This window comes from Pollutimonas bauzanensis (assembly GCF_040393045.1).
Taxonomy (GTDB): Bacteria; Pseudomonadota; Gammaproteobacteria; order Burkholderiales; family Burkholderiaceae_B; genus Pollutimonas; species Pollutimonas bauzanensis_A.
The window spans coordinates 46,336-70,923 of the sequence record NZ_JBEBUX010000001.1; the positions used below are offsets into that span (position 1 = coordinate 46,336).

Consider the following 24,588-nt stretch of genomic DNA (forward strand, 5'->3'; position numbering starts at 1 on the left):
TTCAAATGGGCGTGATGCTGCGCCGGACTCTTTGCCCTTATCTTCTGGGAAACAACCAGAACCAGATGCCCGCCACGACCGGTGTAGCGAGCGCCACCCAGGCAAGCCAGTGCCAAATGTCCACGCCCAGCAGCGCAGCTAACAAGCCAAAACAGGTCAGCAACCCGAGGGCGGTCGGCACACCCCACAGGCGCCACATGGCGGCATACTGTTTTGTTGACATCAATACCCCGCCGGATTCGGGCTGGCCGAGAATTCGCTCGCCATCCGTTCGATGCGAGCGTTATTCGCCTTGCGGCGTGCGATCCATAGATACAGGCCGCTGGCCAGCACCACGATGGTCAGCAGATCGAGTAGCGCCCAGATCACCTTGAGAGGCATGCCGCCGTAATCGCCAAAGTGCAGCGGCCGCGACAGCTCGAGCAGGTTCAGATACCAGGGAGGATGCGCCACGGCGGTCACAGCACCCGTACCTGCATCGACCAGAACAGGGGTAAACAGGTGACTGGTCAGAGGCGTGGCGCCTTTGGTCCAGATGACGTAGTGATGAGAAGTGGCATAGAGGTTGCCCGGGTAGCTGATGCTGACCACTTCATTGGCAGGTACCGCTCCAGCGGCCGTCGTCACGGCAGCGTCTACGGATGTATGCCGTAAAGGCGGCGCATCGTTTCGGTACGACGCAATCAGCTCGGCCACTTCTGTAGCCTGCCATAGGCTATATAGCGGCCTGGCCAGTTCGTTGATGACACCGGTCACGCCGACGACCATTGCCCAGACCAGGGTGACGGCGCCCAACAAATTGTGTAGATCCAGCCACTTAAGCCGCGTGGAGCGCTGCTTGCGCACAGTGCCGAACGATAGCTTCTTCATGAAGGGGCCATAAAGCACCACGCCCGAGACGATGGCGATGACGAACAACAGGCCCATAACGCCCAGGAACAACTGGCCGGGCAGGCCAGCGAACATGTCCACATGCAGCGCCAGCATCAGACCCATGAAGGTGAATTGTTCCTGAGCCACCGTATCGCCATCCTGCAGCAGCGCGCCGGTATGGGCGTCGAAGCGCATGTAATGGTGTTGTTTGGGATCGGAAGCATAGGATGCAGACATGCCGACATACACCAGCGGCTCGTGGTCGTCCATGTATACATATTGGGTCACTTCACCGGGATATTGCTGGCGCGCGTTCTGAACAATACTGTCGAGGCTTGCACGTGGCGCGCCTTCTGCAACTACGGCATAAGGCTTGCCGTCATCCAGCAGGTGCTCGAGTTCTTCGTGAAATACCAGTGGCAGCCCGGTAATGCAGATCACCAGCAAAAATAGTGTGCATACCAAGCTGGACCATTTATGGACCCAGTACCAGGATTTGAGCGACGCGGCGGCTGTCATGAACCCTTGTCCGCGTCGCAACGGACGCGGTAGCGTCCCGTGAGTTGCCGCATCGTAATGCCTCAGGTGTAACTGCTTGAATAGGAATGGTTCGTATTCTAGTTTCTATTGTTTTTTGCTGTCAATAGAAACTTTTCTGAGGAAATTAGGACTGTGGAAACTATTGACGTCGTTGATCAAGCAAGAAACTTGACCACCTTGTCGCTGAACTCTGACGCCTGTTCCCAGTTCGATATGTGAGAGGCGTCCAGTTCGTGGTATTGAGCTCCGGGTATCTTTGCCGTTAGTGCCAACATGGCTTGCGGAGTGGTCGAAAGATCATGCGTGCCGCCTATTAACAGAACCTTGGCGACGATGTCGTGCACCTGTGCATCGAGGTCGGCATCACGCAGTGCCGCACAAGTCGCGGCATACCCGTCAGTGGATATTCTGCGCATCATGTCTATCAGTATCTGGCTGGACTCTGGTTGCTTGGCCAGGTAATCGGCCGACAGCCAGCGCTGGATAAACTCATAGGCCATCGCCTCGACGCCATTCGTGCGGACGGTGTCGATGCGTGTTTCCCAGCTTTCGTTCGAACCTATCCTTGACGACGTATTGCACAATATAAGCCGATCCACTTGTTGCGGATGCGTCAAGGCAAGCCACATCGCAGTTAAGCCGCCTACAGACAAACCGCAGACATGTGCCCGTTCAATTTTCAGGAAGGTCAGCAAGTCGGAGAGGTCGCCGCCGAGGTCTGCCAAGCTATATTCACCTTGCGTCGCGGGCGAGTGCCCATGCCCTCGGGCATCGTAGCGCAGCACCCGGAAGTGCCGGCTCAATTCGGGCACTTGTTTAGACCACATGTCGGCGTTCGCGCCAAGCGAATTGGACAGTACCAGCCAAGGCGCATCTTCAGGGCCATCGACTAGATAGAAAATACGACTACTTGCCAGATTCGCATAGGGCATGGATGTCTCCTGTCAGGCTGCGGCGCGCACGCGAGTGATATCGGTGGTGATGACGTCTTGTTTGTCGGCATGCAAGACGAAATCGAACGTAATGTGTGAGAACTCGCCCTTAAGCTGGTATTTGGCAGCTTCGGCTTGGTCTGTCACCTTGCTGACGGGCGGTACCAGTCCTTCGCGAGTGGCGAAAGCGAAGTCGTCCCACAGGAACGGGTCGCCATCGATATTGATTTGGGTAGTCAGTTTTCGGTGGCCGTCGGCGGTGACAAAGAAGTGAATGTGCGCTGGGCGCGTGCCGTGCCGGCCCAGTGTCTTTAACACAGCCTCGGTAGCGCCGTTGGGCGGTACGCTGTAACCCAGCGGCATGACACTTTGAAAACAGTAGCGGCCATTTTCATCGGTACGTATGCTGCGGCGCAGATTGAAGGCTTCTTGAGATGAGTCGAAATAAGAATAATTCCCCAGGTGATTGGCATGCCAGACTTCCACGAGGGCATTCTTTAACGGAGTAACGCCGTCATCGGCGAATACCTGTCCTTCCATGACCAGCGGTTCGCCGATCTCATCGTCATTGCATAAGCGGGCAAAACCTACCGATTCAGGCGCCCCAGCGACATAGAGCGGACCTTCGATGGTGCGCGGTGTGGCGTTGGGAGACAGCCCCGCTTTCGCTTCTGCCTCGTCCATACGTATGTCCAGCAGGCGCTCGAAGCCTAATCCGGCTGCCATGAGCCCGTATTCGTTAGCACCCGTACCCAGGAAATTCAATGCAGTCCAGAATTCGCTTGGGGTAACGTCGAATTCCTCTATCGTGTAGAACAAGTCTTTCACGATACGGTTTACGATGGCCTGTATGCGTTCATCCGGCACCGCGCCTTGCTTGCTTTCTATTTGTTTAATTAATTCATCTACGATTTTTTTGCTCATGGCATGCTCCTTCTGGTGTTTAACAATCAGCGGTCGTCATCGCGTATTGACGACGGGTGGCGGCAAAGGGCTTCAACCTTGAACTCCATATAAGGCTGCAAGGGAAGGCCCATCAGTATGTCGTGCAGTTCCTGGTTGCTGTCCACGTCAAAAATACTGACGTTGGCGTATTGGCCGGCGACACGCCAGATGTGGCGCCATTTGCCGGATTTTTGCAGGGCTTGAGAGTATTCTTTCTCGCGCACTTTGATTTCCGAGATCGCTACCGGATCGGCATCGAGTGGAATACGTACGTCCATTTCAACTTTAAATAACATGGTTTCCTCTGTCAGGCTTAGGGTTTGCGGGCGTAAAACACCAGTTTTTCTTCATCGAGCTCAATGCCCAGGCCGGGGCCCCGGGGCAATCCCAGACTGAAATTGCTATAGTCCAGCGGGGTAGTCAGAATTTCATCTTTCAACAGTAGTGGTCCGAACATTTCGGTGCCCCATTCCAGCTTCGCTATCGTTGAAAAAAGATGCGCAGCGGCAATGGTGGAGACTGAGCCTTCGAGCATGGTGCCGCCATACAGGGCAATGCCCGCCGCCTCGGCAATGGCAATCATGTCTCGCGCATTTTGCAGGCCTCCGGCCTGTTCAATCTTGATCGCGAACGCGTTGGCGCAATGTCCGGCTGCCATGCGGAAGGCGTCGTGTGGGCCTTTCAACGCTTCGTCGGCCATGATGGGCAGGCGAGCCAGTGCTGTCAGGCGCTGCATGCCTTCCCAGTTTTTTTCATGAATGGGCTGCTCTAACAGCTCTACGCCGACATTGGCCAGGTCGGCCAAATGACGTATTGTCTGGGTTTCGCTCCAGCCCTGATTGATATCGACGCGAATGCTTACGGCGTCGCCGAGTGCGTTCTTGATGGCGGCTATATGTTTGATGTCATCCCGCGGCTCTCGCATGCCAATCTTCAATTTGAAGATATTGTGGCGACGTGATTCCAGCATTTGCTGGGCCTCGGCGATATCCGCTTGCGTGTCGCCGCTGGCAAGCGTCCAGGCGACCGAGATCCGGTCATGAATGCGGCCGCCAAACAGGTCGCTTACTGAAACACCCAGCCGTTTACCATAGGCATCGTACAAGGCAGTTTCTATCGCAGACTTGGCAAACCGGTTGTCTTTTATCGTGCTGTTGAGCAGTTTGCGCAGGCCGGCAATCTGGCTGGCGGGCTTGCCCACCAGCAGCGGTTTGAAATAGGCTTCGATATTGGTCTTGATGCTTTCGGGGCTTTCACCGCCGTAGTTCAGGCCGCCTATCGTGGTGGCTTCACCGATACCTTCTATGTTGTCCGAGCAGCGGAGTCGAACAATGACCAGCGACTGCGCACCCATGGTCGATACTGCCATCTTGTGGGGGCGAATCGTAGGGATATCAACAATTAAACAGTTGACGTCGTTGATAATTGCTTCCATAACCTTCCTGTCGTGCGTTAAGCCTACTCAGGAGTATATGGGGTGCTTTCGGTTTACGTCTAATACCGTTTTTGCGTTGATGAATACCTAATAGGTATGGGTTGAATTTAGCTCGCGTCGTAATAATCAAGTGCGCTTTTTTTGGCGAGGCCGATGACTTGTTTTAGAAAAGCTGATTCATTTGACTTAAGCCAGCTCATCATGATGGGCGACGTAAATGTGGGCGCGTCCAGGCGAATATAGCTAATGTCTTCGCGGTGCAGTCGATGCACCGAACTGGGCACCAGCGTAATGCCTAACCCTACAGCAACCAGCCCGACCGCCGTTTGCAGTTCATTGGTTTCAAGGGCGACGTTAATAGTGAGGCCATGGTGTTCAAATAGCTTTAGAACGTGATCGGCATAGCTCGGGCGCGGTTTGGATGGATAAAGAATAAACGCTTCAGACAAGATGTCTTCCAGCCGCAATTCGGAACGGGTGGACAGGGCGTGGGTCTTGGGCAGTACAACCATCAGCGGTTCTTCGACCAACACCAGCCGTTCGATTAGAGGGTCATCAAGCAATATGCGCCCAACACCGAGATCGATATGCCCCGCTTTCAGGGCGTCGAATTGTTGCAGCGTCGTCATCTCCAACAACCCGATCTCGGCATTTTCATCCAGAGCCATGGCCTGGCGAATAAAGGCGGGAACAAAGCCATATAACGTCGAGGGCACAAAGCCGATACCAAACCATTTTTTCTGATTTTCAGCAATACGTTTGGTGGCCGCAGTGATGTCGTCCAGCCGGTTAGTAAGTTGGGTGGTCTGGTCCAGAAAGAACCGCCCCGCATCGGTCAGGCGTATGCTGCGGCCCAGCCGTTCGAACAGATCTGCCCCAAGTTCAATTTCCAACTGGCGAATCTGGCGGCTTAACGGCGGTTGTGCCATGAGCAAGCGCGAGGCTGCCTTGGTAAAGCTCAGCTCCGCCGCCACGCACTGAAAATAACGGATTTGCCGTAATTCCATGATTCACACCTTAAAGTTTCCGTTCCAGCGAATTTGGTTTTGGATAAGCGTAACCCATCAAAGAGTAGATGGAAGTCCATCGGTGTGACGATGAACTTGCTGGAAGTCGGCGGCGCTCTGCGTCTTATTAGGGACTTCCCTTGGTCTATGTAAGATTGTTGACAATCGTACAGTTGACAATATAGAGTGGTCTCAGAAATAAAAATGGAGAGACAAAATGCTTATTGTGTCGTTGCTCCTTAACGGGCTGGTGCTGGGATCCATCCTGCTGCTGTCCAGCCTGGGGCTAACTCTGATTTATGGCGTGGGCCGCGTCGTGAACTTTGCTCATGGCGCGCTGTTTAGTTTGGGCGCCATGTGTGCTGTGTGGCTAGTTGCACTGGGCCTGTCGTTCTGGGTTTCGCTGGTGCTGTCCCTGGTTATCGTCGGTCTGGCAGGGATCGTTATGGACTGGAGCATTCTTGCGCGTATCCGCGACAGGCCCATGGTGGACAGCCTGCTGCTGACGTTCGGCGTAGCTATGCTGATCACCGGCATCTTGTACGAAAGCGGCGGACGTAACGTGCAGGTGCTGGTGCCGCCGCCTGCTTTGTCTGGAACGGTGCATATTCTGGGTACAGCGCTGCCGCTTTACCGCGTTTTCGTGTCCGGACTAGCCATAGCGTTGGCGATAGCACTGTTGCTCTTTCTGAAGAAATCAAAATGGGGTTTGCGAGTGCGAGCTGCCAACGATGACGGAGAAATGGCTGCATGTCTTGGCATTAACCGCAATACGCTCATGCACTCGGTCGTGGGTGTCAGTGCAGCGCTGGTTGCCATTTCAGGCGCGGCCGCTGCGCCAATTTTCAATGCCTATGCAACGGTGGGCGACAAAATTCTAATCCTGGCCTTTATGACCGTCATCCTGGGTGGACTGGGTAGCTTGCGAGGCGCCATCGTGGCGGCCTATGTCGTTGGCATGATTATGGTGTTCGGTGAGGCTTATTCAGGTGGCCAGGCGGCGCTTTTGGTGTTGTTCTTGTTGGTGATGGCAATGCTGATTCGCTGGCCACGGGGTTTCTTTGGCGAAGGGCGGACAGAATGAATACGGAGACGACTGTGCCAGACACCTTAATCACTACGCAAAAATCGACGGGCCTCAATTGGTTGCGCATTATCGGCATTATTGTCGCTGCCCTGGGGGCCATGGTCCCCCTGATCCTTCCTGATTCCCCTTTCATACTGGTCCTCGCGTCCCACGCCGTGATCGCGGCTATTGTGGCCGTCAGCCTGGATATGCTTACCGGCAATACAGGCCTGCTTTCCTTCGGGCACGCTGGCTGGTTTGGCTTGGGCGCTTATACCGCGGGACTGCTTTCGCAGGCTCTGACGACCGAAATGCTGGTCATCGTCCCGATGGCTATTGTCCTGGCTATCTTGCTGTCGTGGGCGGTGGGCCAGATCCTTGTGCGGCAAATCGGCAAGGCGTTTGCCATCCTGACCCTGGCGTTCAGCCAAGTGCTTTACGCCCTCGTATTCGTATTTTCCAGCTACACAGGGGGCGAGGACGGCCTTCAAGGCGTGCCTGTTCCAACATTGCTGGGCTTCGATGTGACCGAACCCAAAGTCTGGTATTGGCTATTGTATGTATCCCTGCTCGCCTCGTTATACCTCGCGCTTCATATCCGGCGAACGCCTCTGGGCAAGGCATGGCTCGGCATACGTGAAAACACCGAGCGTGCTTATTTCATTGGCTTGAACGTCAATTTGCTCAAACTGCTTTCGTATATTTTTTCATCGGCAATGGCGGCATTCGCAGGTAGTTTATTTGTGTTGTTCAACGGGGCAACGTCACCGGAAATCCTGCACTGGTTCGAGTCGGGAAAGATACTGATGTATGTCGTGCTGGGCGGGATCGGCACTATCGTCGGACCCGCGCTGGGCGCCGTGGTATTCACGTTCGCCGAGCACTACATCAGCAGTTATACCGATGCTTGGCTGATTTACTTCGGCGCACTTTTCGTGCTGATCGTCATCGTGGCGCCAGGCGGCATCTTCGGGCTGCTTAGGCCAGTATGGGAGCGCCTGACCCAGCGCAATGAACGAGGTGCACCATGATTTTGCAGACCAACGACTTATCCAAGAGTTTTGGCGGTTTAAAGGCAGTATCCAATGTGTCGCTGGGCATAAAGGAAAACGCTATCCATTCCATTCTGGGCCCCAATGGCGCAGGCAAGACGACATTGTTCAACTTGATTACCGGCGCCATCGCACCCGCCAATGGCTCTGTGCATTTTAAAGGCAAGGAAATCACCGGATGGTCGCCGGACAAGCTGGCCACCATCGGGGTAGTGCGTACTTTCCAGCGCACCAGCATCTTTCGCCATCTGTCTGTGCTGGAAAACGTGTCGCTGGCCATACGCTCACGTCGCGGCCTGAACTACAAGGTCCGTATCTCGCGTGAAGTCGATGACAGTGTGAACGAGGAAGCGTTCAAGTGCCTGCACGACGTGGGGTTGGATAAGCGCGACGGCATTTTGGCCGACAAGCTCGCTCATGGCTACCAACGTGCGCTCGACATCGCGATTGGCTTGGCCTTGAAACCCATGCTCATTCTGATGGACGAGCCGCTGGCCGGCATGTCGCGCGGCGATCGGGAAGGCATTGCCGACCTGATACTGAAGCTGCGCAACGAGCTTGGCCTGACGATAGTGATTGTGGAGCACGATGTCGGAATGGTGATGAAACTGTCGGACACGATTACCGTCATGCAGCATGGACGCATCATCGCCGAGGGCGCACCTGAGGCTATACGCGAAGACGAGAATGTAAAGAAAGCCTATCTTCATGGGAGTTTTGCGACATGAGCAACGTCCTCGAGCTTGAGCGCGTTTCAGCGTTTTACGGATCCAGTCAAATCTTGCAGGAATTATCGCTGCGCGTCGAACAAGGCAAGGTCGCCTGCCTGCTTGGCTTGAACGGGATGGGGAAAACCACCACGTTGCGCGCCATTATGGGGCTGGTCGGCCGTGTTGAAGGCCGCATTACGCTCAACGACACACCCCTGTTGGGCCGTACGCATCGCCGGGCCCGCATGGGCGTGACGTTGGTGCCGGAGGACCGCAAGGTGTTCGCAAGCCTGACAGTAGAAGAGAACATGACCGTCGCCATGCACGCGACAGGTAAACAGAACGACTTCGGTATCGCAGATGCCACGCAGCTCTTTCCGCGTTTGCAGGAAAGGCTTGCGCAGAAGGCGGGAACGCTCAGCGGGGGCGAGCAGCAAATGCTTGTGGTCGCGCGCGCCATGTTAGCCAATCCGTCTTATATCCTGCTCGATGAGCCTACCGAGGGACTGGCGCCCGAATACGTTGACGCCATTAAAAACGCCATTGATGCCGCCCGCGACCGCAATATAGGCATCATCCTGGTCGAGCAAAGCCTCCCGCTGGCAATGGCTGTAGGCGACGATTTTTACGTCCTGGAAAACGGCCAAGTGATATTTAGTCAGGATCGCCAGTCGGCAGTACGTGATCCGGCAATGATCGCGAATATGCTCACCGTGGAGTAAGACTTATGGCATCGATTCAAAGCAGCTACGATAATGGCGTACAAATCCTGACTATCAGCAATGAGGCGAAGCGCAACGCATTTACTCATCAAATGACGCAGGAACTCGGAGCCCGTCTGCAGGCGGCGGAAAGTGATGCTGCTGTGAAATGCATAATCATCACTGGCGCTGGGGATATCGCTTTTTCTAGTGGTCACGACCTACGCGAAATGCTCGATGACCGCGATAACGCGTCTGACCAGGCGGCCAACGCGCCCTTCCTGATGCCGGCTACGCTGACAACGCCCACTATCGCTGCTATTAATGGCTTTGCGTTCGCCGCAGGCTTCATCCTTTCGATTTCCTGCGATTTGCGCGTGTGCGCCGAGAATGCCAGCTTTAGTGCGCCTGGTGCACGTATCGGCTTGTTGCCTATCGGCGGCCAGTTGAGTCGGTTGCCCATGCTTATGCCGCGCGGAATCGCCCACGAGATGTTGATTTCCTGCAGGGAAATGAAGGCTGATGAAGCCTATCGTATCGGCTTTGCCAACCACCTGGTACCCCGCGGACAGGCATTATCCGCCTCGCTCGATATCGCCAAAAATATAGTAGCCAACTCATCATCTGTTGTCGCATCGATAAAAACTGGCCTGGAGGTCTTTGCCAAGGATGGCGCAAGCGCGGCCGCTGATTATGAGTGGGAGGTTGGCCGCCAGCTGCAAAGCGCACCCGACGCTGATGAGGGAATGCGTGCTTTCCTGGAGAAGCGTACCCCTCGTTTTATATAAGTCCCGTGCCTTATAGATCATCGAATGCCTGAACGGCGCAGTCTGGATTTTGCAAATGGAGCAAACAAGAATGAGAACAGAAATCGAATCCAAGAACCTTCTACAACACTATGGATTCACTACGACGAGCCCTAGCCTGGCGACGGACGCCGCCCGGGCTGGCGTCATCGCCACTCGCCTGCGCGGTCCCTTTGCGATGAAGATAGTCTCGGCCGACATCGTCCATAAAGTGGCGGCCGGGGGCGTGCGTCTTGGCGTCGCCGCCGAACATGTCGAGCGGGTTCATGCCGAAATTATCGAGGCCTGCCGGGCATCCAGCCCAAGCGCAACGATAGATGGCGTGTTGTTGGAAGAAATGGTCGCAGGCGATGTGGAAGTGTTTCTCGGCGCCCGTGTCGACCCACATTATGGCGGTGTTGTCTTGGTGGGATTGGGTGGATCGAACGTAGAACAGGGCGTACCGCCCATGGCCGCATTAACCCCCATCAGCGAAGATCGCGCTCGCAGCATGATAGAAAAGGCGATCGAAGAGCGGCTGAATCAAGAGCTTAGTCCGGCGGCAAAGAAAACGCTCGTTCAATACGTCATGGCGGTGGCCGGCCCCGACGGCATGCTGGCCCAGGGCGCTGTCAGCGAGCTGGACATCAATCCTATTATCGTCAATGGCGATCGATGCATCGCGGTCGATGCTGTCGCCCAAGATCTTGCTGATGATCAGCTCGTCCATGTCCGATCAGGCTTACAAATCCAGGAGACTATTTCCAGTCGCAAAGCCAGGCTGACAGGCATGAAGGCTTTGTTCGACCCTGCATCCATTGCCTTTATCGGCGCGTCGACGGCGCCTAACAAGTTGGGCTACCGCAGCATCAAGAATCTGCTCGACTTCGGCTACGCCGGAAAAATATATCCCATCCACCCTAAGGCCGAAGAAATTTGCGGCTTGAAAGCCTATCCATCTATCTGCGATATTCCCGAGCCTGTGGATCGCGCCTATGTGGCCGTTGGCGCTAATGCGGTACCCGCTATGCTGACGCAATGCGCGAATAAGGGAGTAAGCGTGGTGCAAGTTCTGACCGCGGGATTTACGGAGTGGTCGGGTGAAGAGGCATCGAAAGGGCAGCAACTCGAGGAGGAAATACAGGCTGTATTGTCGGGTACTGATATGCGTATGGTCGGCCCCAACTGCATAGGCACGTTCTCGGCCACTAGCCGCATGGCCATGGGCGCAGCACGCTACAGCCCGACCGATACCAAGGGCATCACCTTTATCTCGCAGAGCGGAACGTTCGCCGGCGATGTGGTTCGCCGCGCCCAGGTTCAGGCCATACCCGTTGCCCGCGTACTGTCGGCGGGCAATTGTTCCGATCTGGACTTGGTCGATTACTTGTTGTATTGCGAAGACGATCCTGCAACGACGCTTACTGCCTTCTATACCGAATCGATAAGCGATCCCGGCTTGTTCTTCCGCGCAGCCGAGAGCGCCCGCAAACCCATTGTGTTGCTCAAGGGAGGTACGACCGAGCAAGGGCTGACTGCAGCCAGCAGCCATACCGCGGCTTTGGCCACTGACACGGCTTTGTGGGATGCCGCCATTAAGCAGGCAGGCATTCTGCAAGTCGATAGCATCGATGACTTGATGGACACTTTGTTGATCCAGAGTGCGCACTCGACTCTGCGGGGTAATCGGTTGGGCATTTTTGGTTCGGGTGGAGGTGTCAGTGTTACGTCCAGCGACGCCGCATCGCGCGCCGGCATGCGGATTCCGGCTCTTTCCCCAAGCACGTGTGACGCGCTTAGTCGTTTTGGTGTGCCAGGCACCAGCGTTGCCAACCCTATCGACATTCCCGTATGGGGCTTGCGCGATGGCAATCGCCTTATCCTTGCCGATATTATCAATTTGCTCAAAGTCGACGATAACCTTGACAGCCTTATCGTTTATGTCGAGATGGGCTCCATCATGGACTTTGCTGACGACGAAGCGGATGGAAGGCGTCAACTCGAGGAAATTTGCGAGTCGGTGGCGCAAGCCGGCACCGCAGGCCCCAAAGTCAGCCTTGCCCTGCGTAGCACCGGCGACCAAACACAAGACAACTTCGTAAGAGAGCAACGCGCCAAACTGCGGGAACAAGGCATTGCTGTTTTCTCATCTACCGCCCGGGCTGTTCGCGCCCATGCCAAACTATACGAGTTATCGTCCAAGCAAGGTAGAGGTTAAAGTGAAAAACGAATTGAGTGCTGAGGAAGCAAAATGGCTATTGGCGGCGTTTGGTGATCCCGCCAAGGTAACCTGGACGCTGCCTGAGCAAATCGCAAACAGGTTGGGCGAAGACATAATCCGCGGCATTTTCGTCCCCGGCCAGCCCCTGATGGAGGTGATGCTGGCCGAGACCTACTTCCATGTCAGCCGCGGGCCGGTACGCGAAGCTTTACGCATACTGGAAAGTGAAGGCCTGGTCCAAATACGGCCTCGCCGGGGCGCCATCGTGGCGGTATTGTCAGCATCCGACATTAAAGAAATCTTCAATGTGCGCGCCGTGCTATACGGCTTCGTTGCATCAGAATTGGCAAACAATCGTACTGACGAGATTCTCGCCGTATTGCATGACGGCATAAAGGCGGTTTCTATCGCCCACGAACAAAATAACGTCGATGAGTTTATCGCAACGCTTTACCGTCTTAGCATGTATTTACCGGAAGTAGGCGGGAACAGCTACGCCAGGAAGATTATTGTATCGCTCGGCCGCCAGACGCTGGCCACTACGCGCAAGGTCATGTTGGTTAAAGAAAATTGCCGTATATGGATAAACAACTGGAAACGCCTGGTCAAAGCCATCGAGCAGCGCGATGCTCGCGCAGCGGAAGACGCCGGCAGGAAGCTGGTGCATGACGTTTACAAATGTACGGTGAAAATCCTCGAGGCATCACCTGTCGAGCCTCTGAACACTAATTATCAATCGGCCCCTGCTGGGGCCGTCAAGCCGTAACCTTTGGACCCTCAAAAAATATGTAAAGCAGCATTCTTCCACGACACTGGAGACAAAAATGGCGTTTACAAAATCATCAAAAATGACACTTCCCTGGCACCGCGTTGCTGTGGCTTTAAGCGTGGCACTCGCGCTTCAGGCCGGTCCCGCCGTGGCCGCTAGCGACGAGCTCGTTATTGGCGTGCTGGTACCGACCACCGGAGGCCTTGCTCCCCTGGGAATCGATATGAAGAACGGTTATGAATTAGCTGTCAAGAACGCGCCGCTGGTAAAGGATCAAAAAGTCAGGCTCGTTATCGAAGACAGCCAGGCAAACGCTGCAGTAGGCCTGAAAAAGGCACAGAAGCTAGTGCTTCAGGATAAGGCCAAGCTGCTGATAGGAGGCGCGAGCAGTGCTGTTGTATTGGGTATTAACGCGCAGGCTGCCCGCCTGAACGTACCGTTGGTCACGACAAACTCACAAGCGGTGCAAACCACCGGCGACCAGTGCAGTAAATACTTGTTTCGCACCAATCCGAACGACGCCATGGTAGGCAAGGGCAACGCCTTGCTGATGCAGAAAAGGCCAGAGTTGCTTCAGAAAAAATGGTTTGTCGTATTTCACGATTTTGTATGGGGCCAAAGTAATAAAGCAGAGTTTGCGAAGATTCCCGGCATTAATATCGTAGGCGAAGCCGGGCGTTCCATGGGCACGGCAGACTGGTCTAGCGCCATTTCGCAGATCCAGGCCAGCGGCGCCGATGCCGTCTATCTGGCACTTGCAGTGGGCGACGATATGCCTGGTTTCATTCGACAGGCTCGCAGCTTCGGTATGGAGCAGTTCATGCTTGCGCCGCTCGGTATGCCTGACTCCATGCTTCAGGCTTTAGGCAACAACGGCGTTGGCATGATATCGGGCGGGCTGTTTGCATCATGGATGCTGCAGGATGAAAACCCGGAAATGGCGCGCTTCGTGAAGGAGTACGTTGCGGACTACGGCATCGTACCGGGCCCCCAGGCGATCCAGGCCTACGCGGGCATGCGGCTTACCTTGGCCGCCATGTCGAACGCCGCGTCGTTGACGACTAAGGACATCATCAGCGCCCTGGAAACGACGTCAGTAGATACCGTGATCGGCAAGCTGGCTATTCGCAAAGAGGACCATCAAGGCATGGTGCCGACTTACCTGTCGGAAGCAGTAAAGCTGTCCGAGCCGCAGTACGGCACTACGATAGGCTGGAAAGTGCTTGAAACCTTACCGTGGGATGCCGTTAAAACGCCGTTGGCCGAAACCGGCTGCAAAGGACTCTAGTTGCCTGCGCACAATCCTGCATCTTGGTCTGGCTGGCCGGGCGCCTTGCATAGGAAATCGCTGTCTATCACGCTTATCATCCTTTGCCAGGTAGCGTGCATGACATTATGGTTTTCCGCCTCGGCAGCCGTTCCGAACCTTATCAGTACCGGGCAGATCACCGGCGAGCGCGGCTCGCTGTTGACCGGTGCCGTACAGATCGGCTTCGTGTTCGGCACCCTGATCAGCGCCTTTCTGGGGCTTGCCGACCGGTTCGATCCTCGGCGAGTGTTTGCTTTTTCGGCGGTGCTGGGCAGCGTCATCAATGCATTTATTCTTGTTGTGGGATTCAACGATCCCTGGACGATACCCTTGCGCTTTCTGACCGGCGCGATCATGGCCGGCATTTATCCGGTGGGTATGAAGATGGCTGCGGGATGGGCGCAACGAAACATGGGGCTGATGATAGGTGCCCTGGTCGGTGCCGTAACGCTGGGCTCGGCATTGCCCCATTTATTTACATCGTTGAGCGACCTGGATTGGCGCACGGTTATAGGCGCGGCGTCCATCAGTACGCTGTTAGGCGCGGGCGGAGTTCTTTTGATCGCGCTCGGTCCGGCTCACCGCAAGGCGGGCCGATTCCGGCCCACGGACGTGGTGGCGATGCTGCGCCGGCGCTCTGTCCTTTTGGCGAATGGGGGCTATCTTGGCCACATGTGGGAACTCTATGCCATGTGGACGTGGATAGGCGCGTTCCTGGCATGGGGCCTGCAGCAAGACAGTGGAGTCACGATAGGCACTGACCCGGCACTGTTGACCTTCTTTGTGGTGTCGAGCGGAGCGCTGGGTTGCTTGGCCGCAGGTGTACTGGCCGACCGCTACGGACGAACCGTTACAACAATGGTCGCCATGGCGGTTAGCGGCAGTTGTGCCGCCGTTATTGGCCTGACACCCGCTATGGGGCCATGGGTGATGCTGACTGTAGCCATGATCTGGGGCGTTAGCATCGTGGCCGACTCCGCTCAGTTTTCGGCCGCCGTGGCTGAGCTGTCCGAGCCAGAGCTGGTCGGTAGCATGCTCACCGTGCAGACCTGCCTGGGATTCCTGCTTACCTCTATCGCCATCCAGCTTGTGCCCGTCATGGCCGATTGGTTTACCTGGCGCTATGCCTTTGTGTTCTTGTCTATAGGCCCATTTTTAGGTGTCTTGTCAATGTGGCGGCTACGCAACCAACCCGATGCCGTCCGCCTGGCCAATGGCCGCGGCTAGCCTTTAATCGTTCCCATTTAAAACTGGAGAGTTGTATGCATTACGAAAGCATCATGTACGACATTCGTGAAGATGGCATAGGCGTGGTTACGTTTAATCGTCCCAAGCGCGCCAATGCCATGAGTCAGTCCATGTTGAAAGAACTTGAACACTTGTGCGCCCATATGGAGCAAGACCAGACGCTGAAATGCGTTATTGTCACTGGCGCCGGACCAGCCTTTAGTGCGGGCTTCGATCTGAAGGACCAGGCCGACGCCATGCCTAGCGGTGTGGCCGACTGGGTTCCGCTGCTCGAGGCCGACTTCAAAGGCATCATGTCATTCTGGAACCTATCCAAGCCATCGATTGCCGCTGTCAATGGCCCCGCCCTTGCCGGCGGATTCGAGTTGATGCTTGGCTGCGACCTGGCGATTGCCGCCGACACGGCGGTGTTCGGAGAGCCTGAATTGAAGTTCGGCGCCGGTATCGTCGCCATGCTGTTGCCGTGGTTCGTCGGCCCCAAGATTGCCCGGGAAATGATTTACATGGGCGAAGATAGCTTGTCGGCCCAGCGAGCGCTGGAACTGGGTTTGATCAATAAAATCACGCCGGCCGCCGACGTCATGGATACGGCGATGCAGTATGCGCGCCGGCTCGTACAAATGGACCCTATGGTGCTGGGACGCACCAAACAGGCGCTTAACCGTACCTACGAGCTCATGGGCATGCAGCGCGCCCTTCGTGCAGCACTCGATATCGACATCATGATCGAGGGAGAAGGCTCGCAACTCAAGCGCGACTTTCTGCAAGTCGTCAGCCGCGACGGCCTAGGCAAGGCATTGGCGTGGCGCGAGGCCCGCTATGCAACACCCGGCTAGTCCATCGCCCTTGCAGGTCACTGCCCATAGTGCCATCGCGCTGTTGGCATTGCTGACTCTGAGCCGTACTGCCGTGGCGTTTCAGTTTCAGAGCGTCACCTCGCTAATCGACACCTTGCGTGGCACCTTGTCCTTCAGCGCCACGGGCTTCGGGATATTGCTCGGTATCTATATGGCGCCTGGCCCCGTGATGGCCATTGCAAGCCCCGTACTTGTCAGGGCATTTGGCGCAAAGGGGACAGTAATTTTTGCATTACTGCTTATGGCCGCTGGTCAGGTAGGCTTGGTGCTGGCCGGCTCGCAAGAAGCCGCTTATCTGTCGCGACTGGTGGCGGGGGCGGGCGGTTGCGTCGTGTATATCGTTACCATCGATTTGGCGGCGAGCCTTTGCGATGCAGGCCGGATGCCAGGAAGAATGGGGGCCATTGCGGCCAGTTGGCCGTTGGGCAATGCACTGTCGCTGGTTGTCCTGGGCGGGCTGATCAGTGCATCCCTGCCCGATGCCGCCACCTATCTGCCAGCGGTGTTCGCTATCGCCGCCGCTTTCCTCATTGCCTGGGCGCTCAGGCAGCAGGGCTTGACCGGCCATAAGCAAGGCAGGCAACATGCGCCCCGAAATTGCTCTCGAGGCATATCGCTGCAAGAATGGCAGTACGCGTTTCGGATCACCCTGATACCCGGTGTCATCTTCGCCCTTTACAACGTGAGCTTCATCGTGTTCACCAGCTTTACGCCGGAGCTCTTGCAGAGCCAAGGCTATACCCTGCTGGCCGCCTCGAATATTGCCAGCTTGCCCATGTGGCTATTCGTCGTTTCCGTACCGCTGGGCGGCTTGTTGGCAGGCAGGTCGAGCGCAAAAGATAAATGGTTGGTGGGCGTCGGATGCCTGGGAGGCGGCGCCTGCATTATTCTCTCGCACCTGCTCCAGGATAAGACCGTTTGGTATGTGTTGGCGGGGATACTAGGGGGGCTGCCAACAGGAGCAATGCTGGCAAGCGGCGGCCGTGCCCGCCATGACCTGTTTTACCCGACCCTGTTTTTTATCTTCTTCGTCTTGCTTCTGGCCTTTCCGCCATTGGTGGGGACCGCAATAGAAGTCACCGGCAATATGCATAGCGCACTGGTATTTTGCGTTGTCATGCTAGTGACCGCTTTTCTGTTTTACATCAAGGATACGTCATCATGAAAGCTTTACTCTGCTCGGCTTTTGGCCCTATCGACACACTGTCGGTCCGGGAAGTGGCCGCGCCTGCGGTTGGTGCAAATCAGGTCCTCGTTGACGTCAAAGCCGCATCCATTAACTTTCCCGACGCATTAATCGTTCAGGGCCTGTACCAGGTCAAACCCGAACTACCTTTTTCGCCTGGCGTAGAACTAAGTGGCACTATCGCGCAAGTGGGTGCTCACGTGACGAACTGGAAGGTCGGTGATCGCATTATGGCCTCGGTGGACTATGGAGCTTTTGCCGAGCAGTGCGCTGTCGACGCCCATCGTCTGGTCCCCCTGCCGACAAACATGAGCTTTACGCTTGGGGCGGCCTTTATCCTGACTTACGGCACATCCTTGCATGCGCTCAAAGACAGGGCCAAGACGACTGCCTCGGACACGGTGCTTGTCCTGGGCGCCGCTGGCGGCGTCGGTATTGCGGCGATCCAGATCGCCAAACAGTTAGGCGCGCGCGTGATCGCCGCCGCCTCAAGCGCCGAGAAAATCGCGCTATGTCGGGAGTCGGGTGCCGACGAAGTCATCAACTACTCGACTGAAAGTCTTAAGGATCGCCTAAAGGCATTGACGGAAAACAGAGGAGTTAATGTGGTCCTGGATTCCATAGGCGGCGAACACAGTGAAACGGCGCTGCGCAATCTTGACTGGAACGGCAGGTTTCTGGTGGTGGGCTTTGCTGCCGGCACAATTCCGCGCATTCCGCTGAACCTTGTCTTGCTCAAAGAGCGTGAGGTTCTGGGTGTCTTCTGGGGTGACGCAGTCAATCGTGACCCAGCAAAGCATCACGAAAATATGCGGTTATTGCAAATGTGGCTGGACGAAAAACACATCGCACCCGTCATCAGTGACGAAGTGAACCTGCACGATGCCGCAGCGGCAATTCAACGGATCGCTAATCGTCAGGTCAAAGGCAAGGTCGTTGTCCATATCGCGGACTAATTTATTTACCTAGAAGGAGACACCATGTTCAACGCCATTTTGGTCGAAAAAGATGAAGCAGGCTATCGTGCGTCGCTAAAGCAAGTCGACGAGACCGCGCTGCCCGAAGGCGATGTTCTAGTTCGGGTGCAGTATTCCACGCTCAATTACAAAGACGCGCTTGCGATCACCGGGAAGTCGCCGGTTGTGCGCAAGTTTCCCATGGTGCCTGGCATCGACTTCGTCGGTACGGTCGAGCAAAGTGCGCATGCGGATTTCAAGGTTGGGGACGAGGTCATTCTGAATGGTTGGGGCGTCGGCGAAACACATTGGGGCGGCTTGGCGCAGAAAGCCCGCGTCAAGGGGGATTGGCTGATTCCACTTCCGCAAGATATGCAGCCTGAGCATGCGATGGCTATCGGCACGGCCGGTTATACGGCCATGCTTTGCATCATGACGCTGGAACGCCACGGTGTAACGCCGGACAAAGGGGATATTCTGGTCACCGGCGCGGCGGGCGGTGTAGGCAGTATTGCGGTGTCGATATTGGCCAAACTGGGTTATCGCATTGTGGCTTCTACTGGCCGGCCTGACGAGGCCGATTATTTGCGGTCGCTGGGCGCTGACGAGATCATCGATCGCAATACGCTGAGCGAGCCGGGCAAGCCTTTGGCCAAAGAGCGTTGGGCCGCTGCGGTAGATTCGGTTGGGAGCCATACGCTGGCCAATGTGTGTGCAGGTATGCGCTATCGGGGCGTGGTAGCCGCTTGCGGCCTTGCCCAGGGCATGGATTTCCCATCGAGTGTTGCCCCATTCATCTTGCGCTCGGTTACCTTGGCGGGTATTGACAGTTCACATTGCCCTGTGCCGGAACGCAAGGAGGCGTGGCGCCGTCTGGCCGCCGAGCTCGACATTGCAAAATTGGATCAGATCAGTACCAGCATAATAGGGCTAAGTGACACTATCGCTAATTCACAGGAATTGTTGGTCGGCAAAGTTCGCGGCCGCATCATCGTTGACGTGAATAAATAGACAGCGCCTGGCGCCGATGGCATTTTGTGCTTATTAGCCGGAATAACCCGGAAGTATGAAAACCCCAACGCCATCACTGAATGGCGTTGGGGGAGCGTTACGCTATTGCTAAGTGCTATACCTCTGCAATAGCGTCCATGACTCTAGCTGAGTAAACCAATGCTGCGCCTGCATTCAAGGCGACGGCAACCCCCAATGCTTCCGCGATATCTTCCCGCGTCGCGCCTGCCTCGATAGCCTTTTTGGAATGCACGGCAATGCAGCCGTCGCAGCGGGTGGTGACGGCCACAGCGATCGCGATGAGTTCACGCGTCTTGGCATCCAGTCGACCAGTTTTTTGCCCGGCACCTGACAGGGTGCTATAGCCGGCGACCGTATCGGGGCTAAGCGCCGCGATATCTCCAATCCGGGTCATGAGTTCTGAGTGGTATGTGTCCCAATTCAACATAAATATTCCTTTTTCGGTGAGGTACAAAAAATAAACTACTGTCCGGTATAGACCGGGGCGCGTTTTTCAGCGAATGCCGAATAGCCTTCCTGCGCGTCACGGGTTTTGACCAGGTAAATGAACTCGTCAAGCTCACGCTGTACACCACGCTCGGGGCTCATGGTGCCTTCGCGCACGAGGCGTTTTATGGCTTTGGTGGCCAAGGGGCCGCGCGTCGAAATCTTTGTCGCTAGCGACATGGCCGATTCCATAAGCTGATCGCTCGAGACAATGCGATTTACCAGCCCTATGCGAAAGGCAGTCTCCGCGTCGATGGGATCGCCGGTTAGCAGCATTTCCATGGCCATACCGGCTGGGACAGCGCGCGGCAGGCGTTGGGTTCCGCCAGCGCCAGGCGCAATGGCCCATAAGGCTTCAGCCAGGCTGAAGGTGGCGTTAGGCGAACAGATGCGAATGTCGCAGGCCAGCGCCATTTCCAGGCCGCCAGCCAGACAGTGGCCGTTGACCGCGGCGATGACGGGTTTTTCCAGAGTGCGTCCGCGGGCCAAGCCACCACCAAAGGCCCAATCCAGGTTCGGTTCACCGGCTAGCACCCGTTCGCGAAAACGAGGCAACATGGCTTTTAAATCCGCGCCTGCGGAGAAGGCTTTGGTACCAGAACCTGTCAGCACGGCAACGAGCAAGTCGTCGCGGTCTTCGAATAATTGCCAGGCGTTGGACAGTTCTTGATCTGCTTCGGGATCCAGTGAATTCATGGCTTTTGGCCGGTCTATAGTTACCACTAAAACTTTATCAACGACTTCAGTCAGTATTCCCATGCGATCTCCTTGAGGTATTGTGAATTGGCTGTCACGCCATTAGCATCGTTGGTTGCATCTCGATAATCTGTGCCCGGAGCAACACTTTGTCGACCTTGCCCACCGGCAGCAGGGGTAGTTCAGTGCGGATTTCAATATGTTTTGGACGCTTATAGTCGGACAAGCGACCGCAGCACCATTCCTTAAGCTCAGTAACGTCGGGGCCGGTTCCGCCTTTAAGGCTGACCACCGCATAGCCGACTTCGCCAAAGACGGGATGCGGCACCCCGATAACGGCGGCCTGGAGAACCGAGGGGTGGGCTTCCAGGGCTAGTTCGATTTCGCGCGGGTAGACATTGAAGCCGCCGGACTTGAACATGTCGGATGTGCGGCCGACGAAGCGCAGATTCCCTTGCGGCATGACTTCCGCCAGATCTCCCGATTTGAACCATCCATCGGTAGTGAATGCCGATGCGTTCGCGTCAGGGCGATTGAAGTAGCCGACGGTGCAATAGTCCCGCCGTACCTGGATCTCACCGACTTCACCTTCAAGGCAAATACGGTTCTCGGCATGGAAGACGCGTACCTCGCCTTCTGGGGAAGAACGGCCGATGGTAACGGCCAGTGTTGCCAGGTCGGTGTCCGGGGCGGCGTAGGTGACAGAACCGCAGGTTTCGGTCATGCCGTAAGACGTGCCTATCTTGCCGGGCATTTTGTCGAGGATACGCAGCAGCTCTATCGGCATCTGGGCGCCCGAAAAAATATGCCATTCGATGGATGCGAACTTGGCGGGATCGAATGTAGGCGAGTCCAGGACCATCTTGTACATGGTTGGAAAAAACTCCAGTACATTGATCTGGTTTTGCTCGACAAGATCAGGCACATCGTCGCCCTCGAACTTCTCGCGAAAATGAATACTGCCTTCCCCGACAATGCCATATGACGAAACCCAATGCATGCTGCCTATGTGGTTCATGGGGTAGGGGTTGTACAGGCGGGGGTAGTCTGACACAGGCCATTGCACTAACTGATTCAGGCTGCGGCGTATCATGGCCCGGTTCGAAAGAGGCGCTCCTTTGGGCTGGCCGGTCGACCCCGACGTATAAACAAGAATGGCGGCGTTGTTGGCCCGGTCGTTACCTATCAAAACATCTTCGTATCGAGGGCGCACGTCGTTCATATTATCCAGCGCGGTTTTCAGCGGCATGGCAACCGATGAGTCGTCATCCAGACAATATAAGGATTCCAGGAAGGGACAGCTCGCTTTCACTTCTTGAGCAATCGAAAGAAACTCTTGCTCACGAAAGCGGTTGATGAAGAATAGGAATCGGGGCTGCGCGTCGTTGACGACATATAAGACTTCCGGCAGCGTATAGCGCGGGTTGATTCCCAGCCATATCGCCCCGACCGCGTTAATTGCCAAGAACAGTGCGTATGAGTCAGCTCGCGGCGTGGTCAAAACGGCAATAGGCTCTCCTGGCCGTACGCCTTGCTTTAGCAGAAAGCTCGCTAGCACTCGGACTCGCTCAGTTAGTTCACGATAGGAATACCGTGTGGACTCTGAGGCGATCGCCAGACGGTCGGGGAATTTGTCTGCCGTGCGGCCAACAAACTCGGCCAGGCTTTGGGCTGTCGTTTCAGTAACCATCTTTCATCCTATGTCTCGCTTTTTTCGCGACTCCAGTCGCTGAAGCACAACAGCACCTGTTCCATGTCGCCATGGCTGGATATGTCGGTCAACGCGCCGGCAACCACATTGATCGCGCGTTTACTGACAGCCAGCGCCATGCTGGGCATTTTTGCCAGAGTCGCGGCGAGCTCACGGGCCTTTGCGATGGTTTCGCCGTCTGCAACCAGTTCGTCGATAAGGCCCCATTCCTGCGCTTGTGCTGCGGCGATACGTTCGGCAAGCAATACCATGCGTCGCGTTCGGGCTGGACCCACCAGACTTATTAGCCGCGGCACGGTGTTCCAGCCATAATTGGCGCCGATCTCGACTTCGGGAACCCACAGGAAGGCACTTGCGCCAGCTACCCGAAAATCGCAAGCCAGGGCAAGGCCTAATCCACCGCCTATGGCATAGCGCTCTATGGCGGCCACGGTTACCTGGGGCAGTTGCTCCCACGCGCGCGCCATCTCGGCGCCGAGCAAGGCGTAATGGCGTTTGTCTGCCAAAGTGGTTGAGGCATCAAATTGCAGTGGGTCGGCCAGGTCGGCCCCGGCCGAAAAGCACTTTCCGGTGCCGCTAAGAATTATGACCTGGATATCACGCCGTTTGCGTAAGGCCAGGGCGGCGTCGTTAAGCGCCTCAATTAGTGCAACGTTGAAGGAATTGCGTTTTCCTTCGCGGTTTATTTGAACGTGCGCAACAGATCCGTTGTATGTGATGGCAAGTAATTGATCGGTCATAGGAACTCCGGTTCGGTCTGATAAATAAGCGGGCGTTAGCCCATTAACTCAGGAAGCCACATAACGATGCCGGGAAAGAAGCAAAGCAGGGCGATAACAGCCAAGTGCGCGATGAAGTGGGGCCCGACGCCTCGGAACACATCGGTTACGGGAATGCCGGTGTACTTCGACACAACAAAAACATTGAGTCCTACCGGCGGCGTGACCATGCCCACCTCGGCGGTGACGATGACGACAATTCCGAACCATATCGGGTCGTACCCCAGCGCAACGATGATGGGTAGAACTACCGGGACCGTCAGAATGAGCGTGGAGATCAAGTCCAGCAAACAACCCAGCGCCAGGTAAATAACGATAATGATCAGTAGGATCAGCCAGCTATCAAGCCCCGAATCGCCAACGAGCTGAATCAGGGCCTGGGTGCTTTGTGTCAATGTCAGGAAGTAGCTGAATATCTGCGCGCAGATCAATACCAGCGCAATCATCGCCGTTGTGCGCGCAGTGGAAACGGCGGCTTCGTAGAAATTTTTTAACGTCAGGCGCCGCAGTATCATCGCGTAGACCAAGGAACTGAAGGCGCCCAGGACCGAGGCCTCTACTGGTGTGGCAATCCCCAGATAGATAGATCCGGTCACGAAGGTAAAAATCACCGCGAAAGGGCCGATGACTTTCAGGGATTCGATCTTCTGCGTCCAGGTATAACTTTGCTTGCTGGGCGCCAGCGCAGGCTCACGAAATACTAAATACTTTACGGTGAGGATGATGGCTAGTGTCACCACAAGGCCGGGCATAACTCCAGCCACCAGCAGCTTGGCAATGCTTGCGCCGCTTAACAAACCGTAGAAGACGATGGCAATGCTCGGCGGTATCAGCATGGCCAGCGTCCCCGAAATGGCGACGACACCGCTGGCGAACTTACGTTCATAGCCCTGCTGCATCATGGCAGGGATGCTCGTCGACGAAAGCGTTGCCGCCGAGGCAGTACTTGATCCGGAGATTGCACCAAATGCAGCACCAGTGATGGCTGTGGCAATTGCCAGACCGCCCTTGGTACGCCCGAGCCATACGGCGGCAGCGTCAAAGAGATTGTCGGCAATGCCGCTGATGGTCAGCAACTGCGCCATCAGTATGAACATAGGGATAGTGATAAATTCGAAGCTGTCGAGGGTCGAGAGAGGGGCCGACTCAAGAATCCCGTGCAGCAGAGTCGGTCCTCCGGTCACTAGTAGTCCAGCCGCGCCGGCAATGGCTAGTGTGAACGCTACCGGAATACCGATGGCAAGCAATGCGAGAAGCAGCGCAAGCGTAATAGCTACCGTCATGAGTTTCTC

General features: G+C 55.9%; 25 protein-coding genes. 13 read left to right on the forward strand and 12 right to left on the reverse strand.

Going from position 1 to position 24,588, the window contains the following annotated elements; all coding sequences use genetic code 11:
• Positions 1-37: 37 nt before the first annotated feature.
• The 7 genes from ABWO67_RS00220 to ABWO67_RS00250 all read right to left on the reverse strand — a co-directional run bounded on the left by ABWO67_RS00220 (position 38) and on the right by ABWO67_RS00250 (position 5,732).
• Positions 38-223, reverse strand: a complete 186-nt coding sequence (locus ABWO67_RS00220) for a hypothetical protein (protein WP_353146100.1) — start codon at positions 221-223, stop codon at positions 38-40.
• The gene (locus tag ABWO67_RS00225) at positions 223-1,392 is read right to left on the reverse strand and encodes a PepSY-associated TM helix domain-containing protein (protein WP_353146102.1); all 1,170 of its coding nucleotides are present in this window, start codon (positions 1,390-1,392) and stop codon (positions 223-225) included. Before ABWO67_RS00225 ends, ABWO67_RS00220 begins: the two co-directional genes overlap by 1 nt.
• 176 nt (positions 1,393-1,568) lie before the next feature.
• Entirely contained in the window at positions 1,569-2,345 is a 777-nt protein-coding gene (gene pcaD, locus ABWO67_RS00230; protein ID WP_353146104.1) for a 3-oxoadipate enol-lactonase, read from the reverse strand.
• Between the two features lie 12 nt (positions 2,346-2,357).
• Complete coding sequence (gene catA / locus ABWO67_RS00235; protein ID WP_353146105.1) at positions 2,358-3,269, reverse strand: catechol 1,2-dioxygenase; 912 nt, start codon at positions 3,267-3,269, stop codon at positions 2,358-2,360.
• A gap of 26 nt (positions 3,270-3,295) precedes the next feature.
• Positions 3,296-3,586, reverse strand: a complete 291-nt coding sequence (gene catC, locus ABWO67_RS00240; RefSeq protein WP_353146107.1) for a muconolactone Delta-isomerase — start codon at positions 3,584-3,586, stop codon at positions 3,296-3,298.
• A gap of 17 nt (positions 3,587-3,603) precedes the next feature.
• Positions 3,604-4,725 (reverse strand): muconate/chloromuconate family cycloisomerase, encoded by a 1,122-nt coding sequence (locus ABWO67_RS00245; protein WP_353146109.1) that lies wholly within the window; start codon positions 4,723-4,725, stop codon positions 3,604-3,606.
• A 107-nt stretch (positions 4,726-4,832) separates the two neighbouring features.
• Complete coding sequence (locus tag ABWO67_RS00250) at positions 4,833-5,732, reverse strand: LysR family transcriptional regulator (protein WP_353146110.1); 900 nt, start codon at positions 5,730-5,732, stop codon at positions 4,833-4,835.
• Positions 5,733-5,949: 217 nt separating this feature from the next.
• On the opposite strand from ABWO67_RS00250, the gene ABWO67_RS00255 reads away from it, so the two are divergent.
• The 13 genes from ABWO67_RS00255 to acuI all read left to right on the forward strand — a co-directional run bounded on the left by ABWO67_RS00255 (position 5,950) and on the right by acuI (position 19,603).
• On the forward strand, positions 5,950-6,816 hold the full coding sequence (locus tag ABWO67_RS00255) for a branched-chain amino acid ABC transporter permease (RefSeq protein ID WP_353146112.1): 867 nt from the start codon (positions 5,950-5,952) through the stop codon (positions 6,814-6,816).
• 14 nt (positions 6,817-6,830) lie between these two features.
• Entirely contained in the window at positions 6,831-7,829 is a 999-nt protein-coding gene (locus tag ABWO67_RS00260; protein WP_353146114.1) for a branched-chain amino acid ABC transporter permease, read from the forward strand.
• Positions 7,826-8,578, forward strand: coding sequence for an ABC transporter ATP-binding protein (locus ABWO67_RS00265; protein ID WP_353146116.1), 753 nt, complete (start codon positions 7,826-7,828; stop codon positions 8,576-8,578). Before ABWO67_RS00260 ends, ABWO67_RS00265 begins: the two co-directional genes overlap by 4 nt.
• Complete coding sequence (locus ABWO67_RS00270) at positions 8,575-9,282, forward strand: ABC transporter ATP-binding protein (protein WP_353146118.1); 708 nt, start codon at positions 8,575-8,577, stop codon at positions 9,280-9,282. The genes ABWO67_RS00265 and ABWO67_RS00270 overlap by 4 nt, the downstream gene beginning before the upstream one ends.
• A 5-nt stretch (positions 9,283-9,287) precedes the next feature.
• Entirely contained in the window at positions 9,288-10,049 is a 762-nt protein-coding gene (locus tag ABWO67_RS00275; protein WP_353146120.1) for an enoyl-CoA hydratase/isomerase family protein, read from the forward strand.
• Positions 10,050-10,119: 70 nt separating this feature from the next.
• Positions 10,120-12,264, forward strand: coding sequence for an acetate--CoA ligase family protein (locus ABWO67_RS00280; protein WP_353146122.1), 2,145 nt, complete (start codon positions 10,120-10,122; stop codon positions 12,262-12,264).
• Position 12,265: 1 nt separating this feature from the next.
• Positions 12,266-13,033, forward strand: a complete 768-nt coding sequence (locus ABWO67_RS00285; protein ID WP_353146124.1) for a GntR family transcriptional regulator — start codon at positions 12,266-12,268, stop codon at positions 13,031-13,033.
• A gap of 58 nt (positions 13,034-13,091) precedes the next feature.
• A complete protein-coding gene (locus ABWO67_RS00290) occupies positions 13,092-14,324 on the forward strand; it encodes an ABC transporter substrate-binding protein (RefSeq protein WP_353146126.1) in 1,233 nt (410 codons plus the stop codon).
• A 45-nt stretch (positions 14,325-14,369) separates the two neighbouring features.
• Entirely contained in the window at positions 14,370-15,572 is a 1,203-nt protein-coding gene (locus ABWO67_RS00295) for an MFS transporter (RefSeq protein WP_353146127.1), read from the forward strand.
• Between the two features lie 35 nt (positions 15,573-15,607).
• Entirely contained in the window at positions 15,608-16,429 is an 822-nt protein-coding gene (locus tag ABWO67_RS00300) for an enoyl-CoA hydratase/isomerase family protein (protein ID WP_353146129.1), read from the forward strand.
• Entirely contained in the window at positions 16,413-17,615 is a 1,203-nt protein-coding gene (locus ABWO67_RS00305) for an MFS transporter (RefSeq protein ID WP_353146131.1), read from the forward strand. The genes ABWO67_RS00300 and ABWO67_RS00305 overlap by 17 nt, the downstream gene beginning before the upstream one ends.
• Positions 17,612-18,592, forward strand: coding sequence for an NADPH:quinone oxidoreductase family protein (locus tag ABWO67_RS00310; RefSeq protein ID WP_353146133.1), 981 nt, complete (start codon positions 17,612-17,614; stop codon positions 18,590-18,592). Before ABWO67_RS00305 ends, ABWO67_RS00310 begins: the two co-directional genes overlap by 4 nt.
• Positions 18,593-18,616: 24 nt before the next feature.
• Positions 18,617-19,603 carry an acrylyl-CoA reductase (NADPH) gene (acuI, locus tag ABWO67_RS00315; protein WP_353146135.1) on the forward strand — a complete coding sequence of 329 codons (987 nt, stop codon included), beginning with the start codon at positions 18,617-18,619 and terminating at the stop codon, positions 19,601-19,603.
• 115 nt (positions 19,604-19,718) lie between these two features.
• On the opposite strand, the gene ABWO67_RS00320 is transcribed toward acuI, so the two are convergent.
• From ABWO67_RS00320 to ABWO67_RS00340, 5 genes are read right to left on the reverse strand one after another with little or no spacing between them, the layout of a single operon-like run.
• On the reverse strand, positions 19,719-20,051 hold the full coding sequence (locus ABWO67_RS00320; protein WP_353146137.1) for a carboxymuconolactone decarboxylase family protein: 333 nt from the start codon (positions 20,049-20,051) through the stop codon (positions 19,719-19,721).
• Between the two features lie 35 nt (positions 20,052-20,086).
• Positions 20,087-20,869, reverse strand: a complete 783-nt coding sequence (locus ABWO67_RS00325; protein WP_353146139.1) for an enoyl-CoA hydratase/isomerase family protein — start codon at positions 20,867-20,869, stop codon at positions 20,087-20,089.
• A 31-nt stretch (positions 20,870-20,900) separates the two neighbouring features.
• Positions 20,901-22,496 (reverse strand): class I adenylate-forming enzyme family protein, encoded by a 1,596-nt coding sequence (locus tag ABWO67_RS00330; RefSeq protein ID WP_353146141.1) that lies wholly within the window; start codon positions 22,494-22,496, stop codon positions 20,901-20,903.
• A gap of 8 nt (positions 22,497-22,504) precedes the next feature.
• Positions 22,505-23,257: an enoyl-CoA hydratase/isomerase family protein gene (locus tag ABWO67_RS00335; RefSeq protein ID WP_353146143.1), complete on the reverse strand. Its 753-nt coding sequence runs from the start codon at positions 23,255-23,257 to the stop codon at positions 22,505-22,507.
• 35 nt (positions 23,258-23,292) lie between these two features.
• Positions 23,293-24,579, reverse strand: a complete 1,287-nt coding sequence (locus tag ABWO67_RS00340) for a TRAP transporter large permease (protein WP_353146145.1) — start codon at positions 24,577-24,579, stop codon at positions 23,293-23,295.
• Between the last annotated feature and the right edge of the window lie 9 nt (positions 24,580-24,588).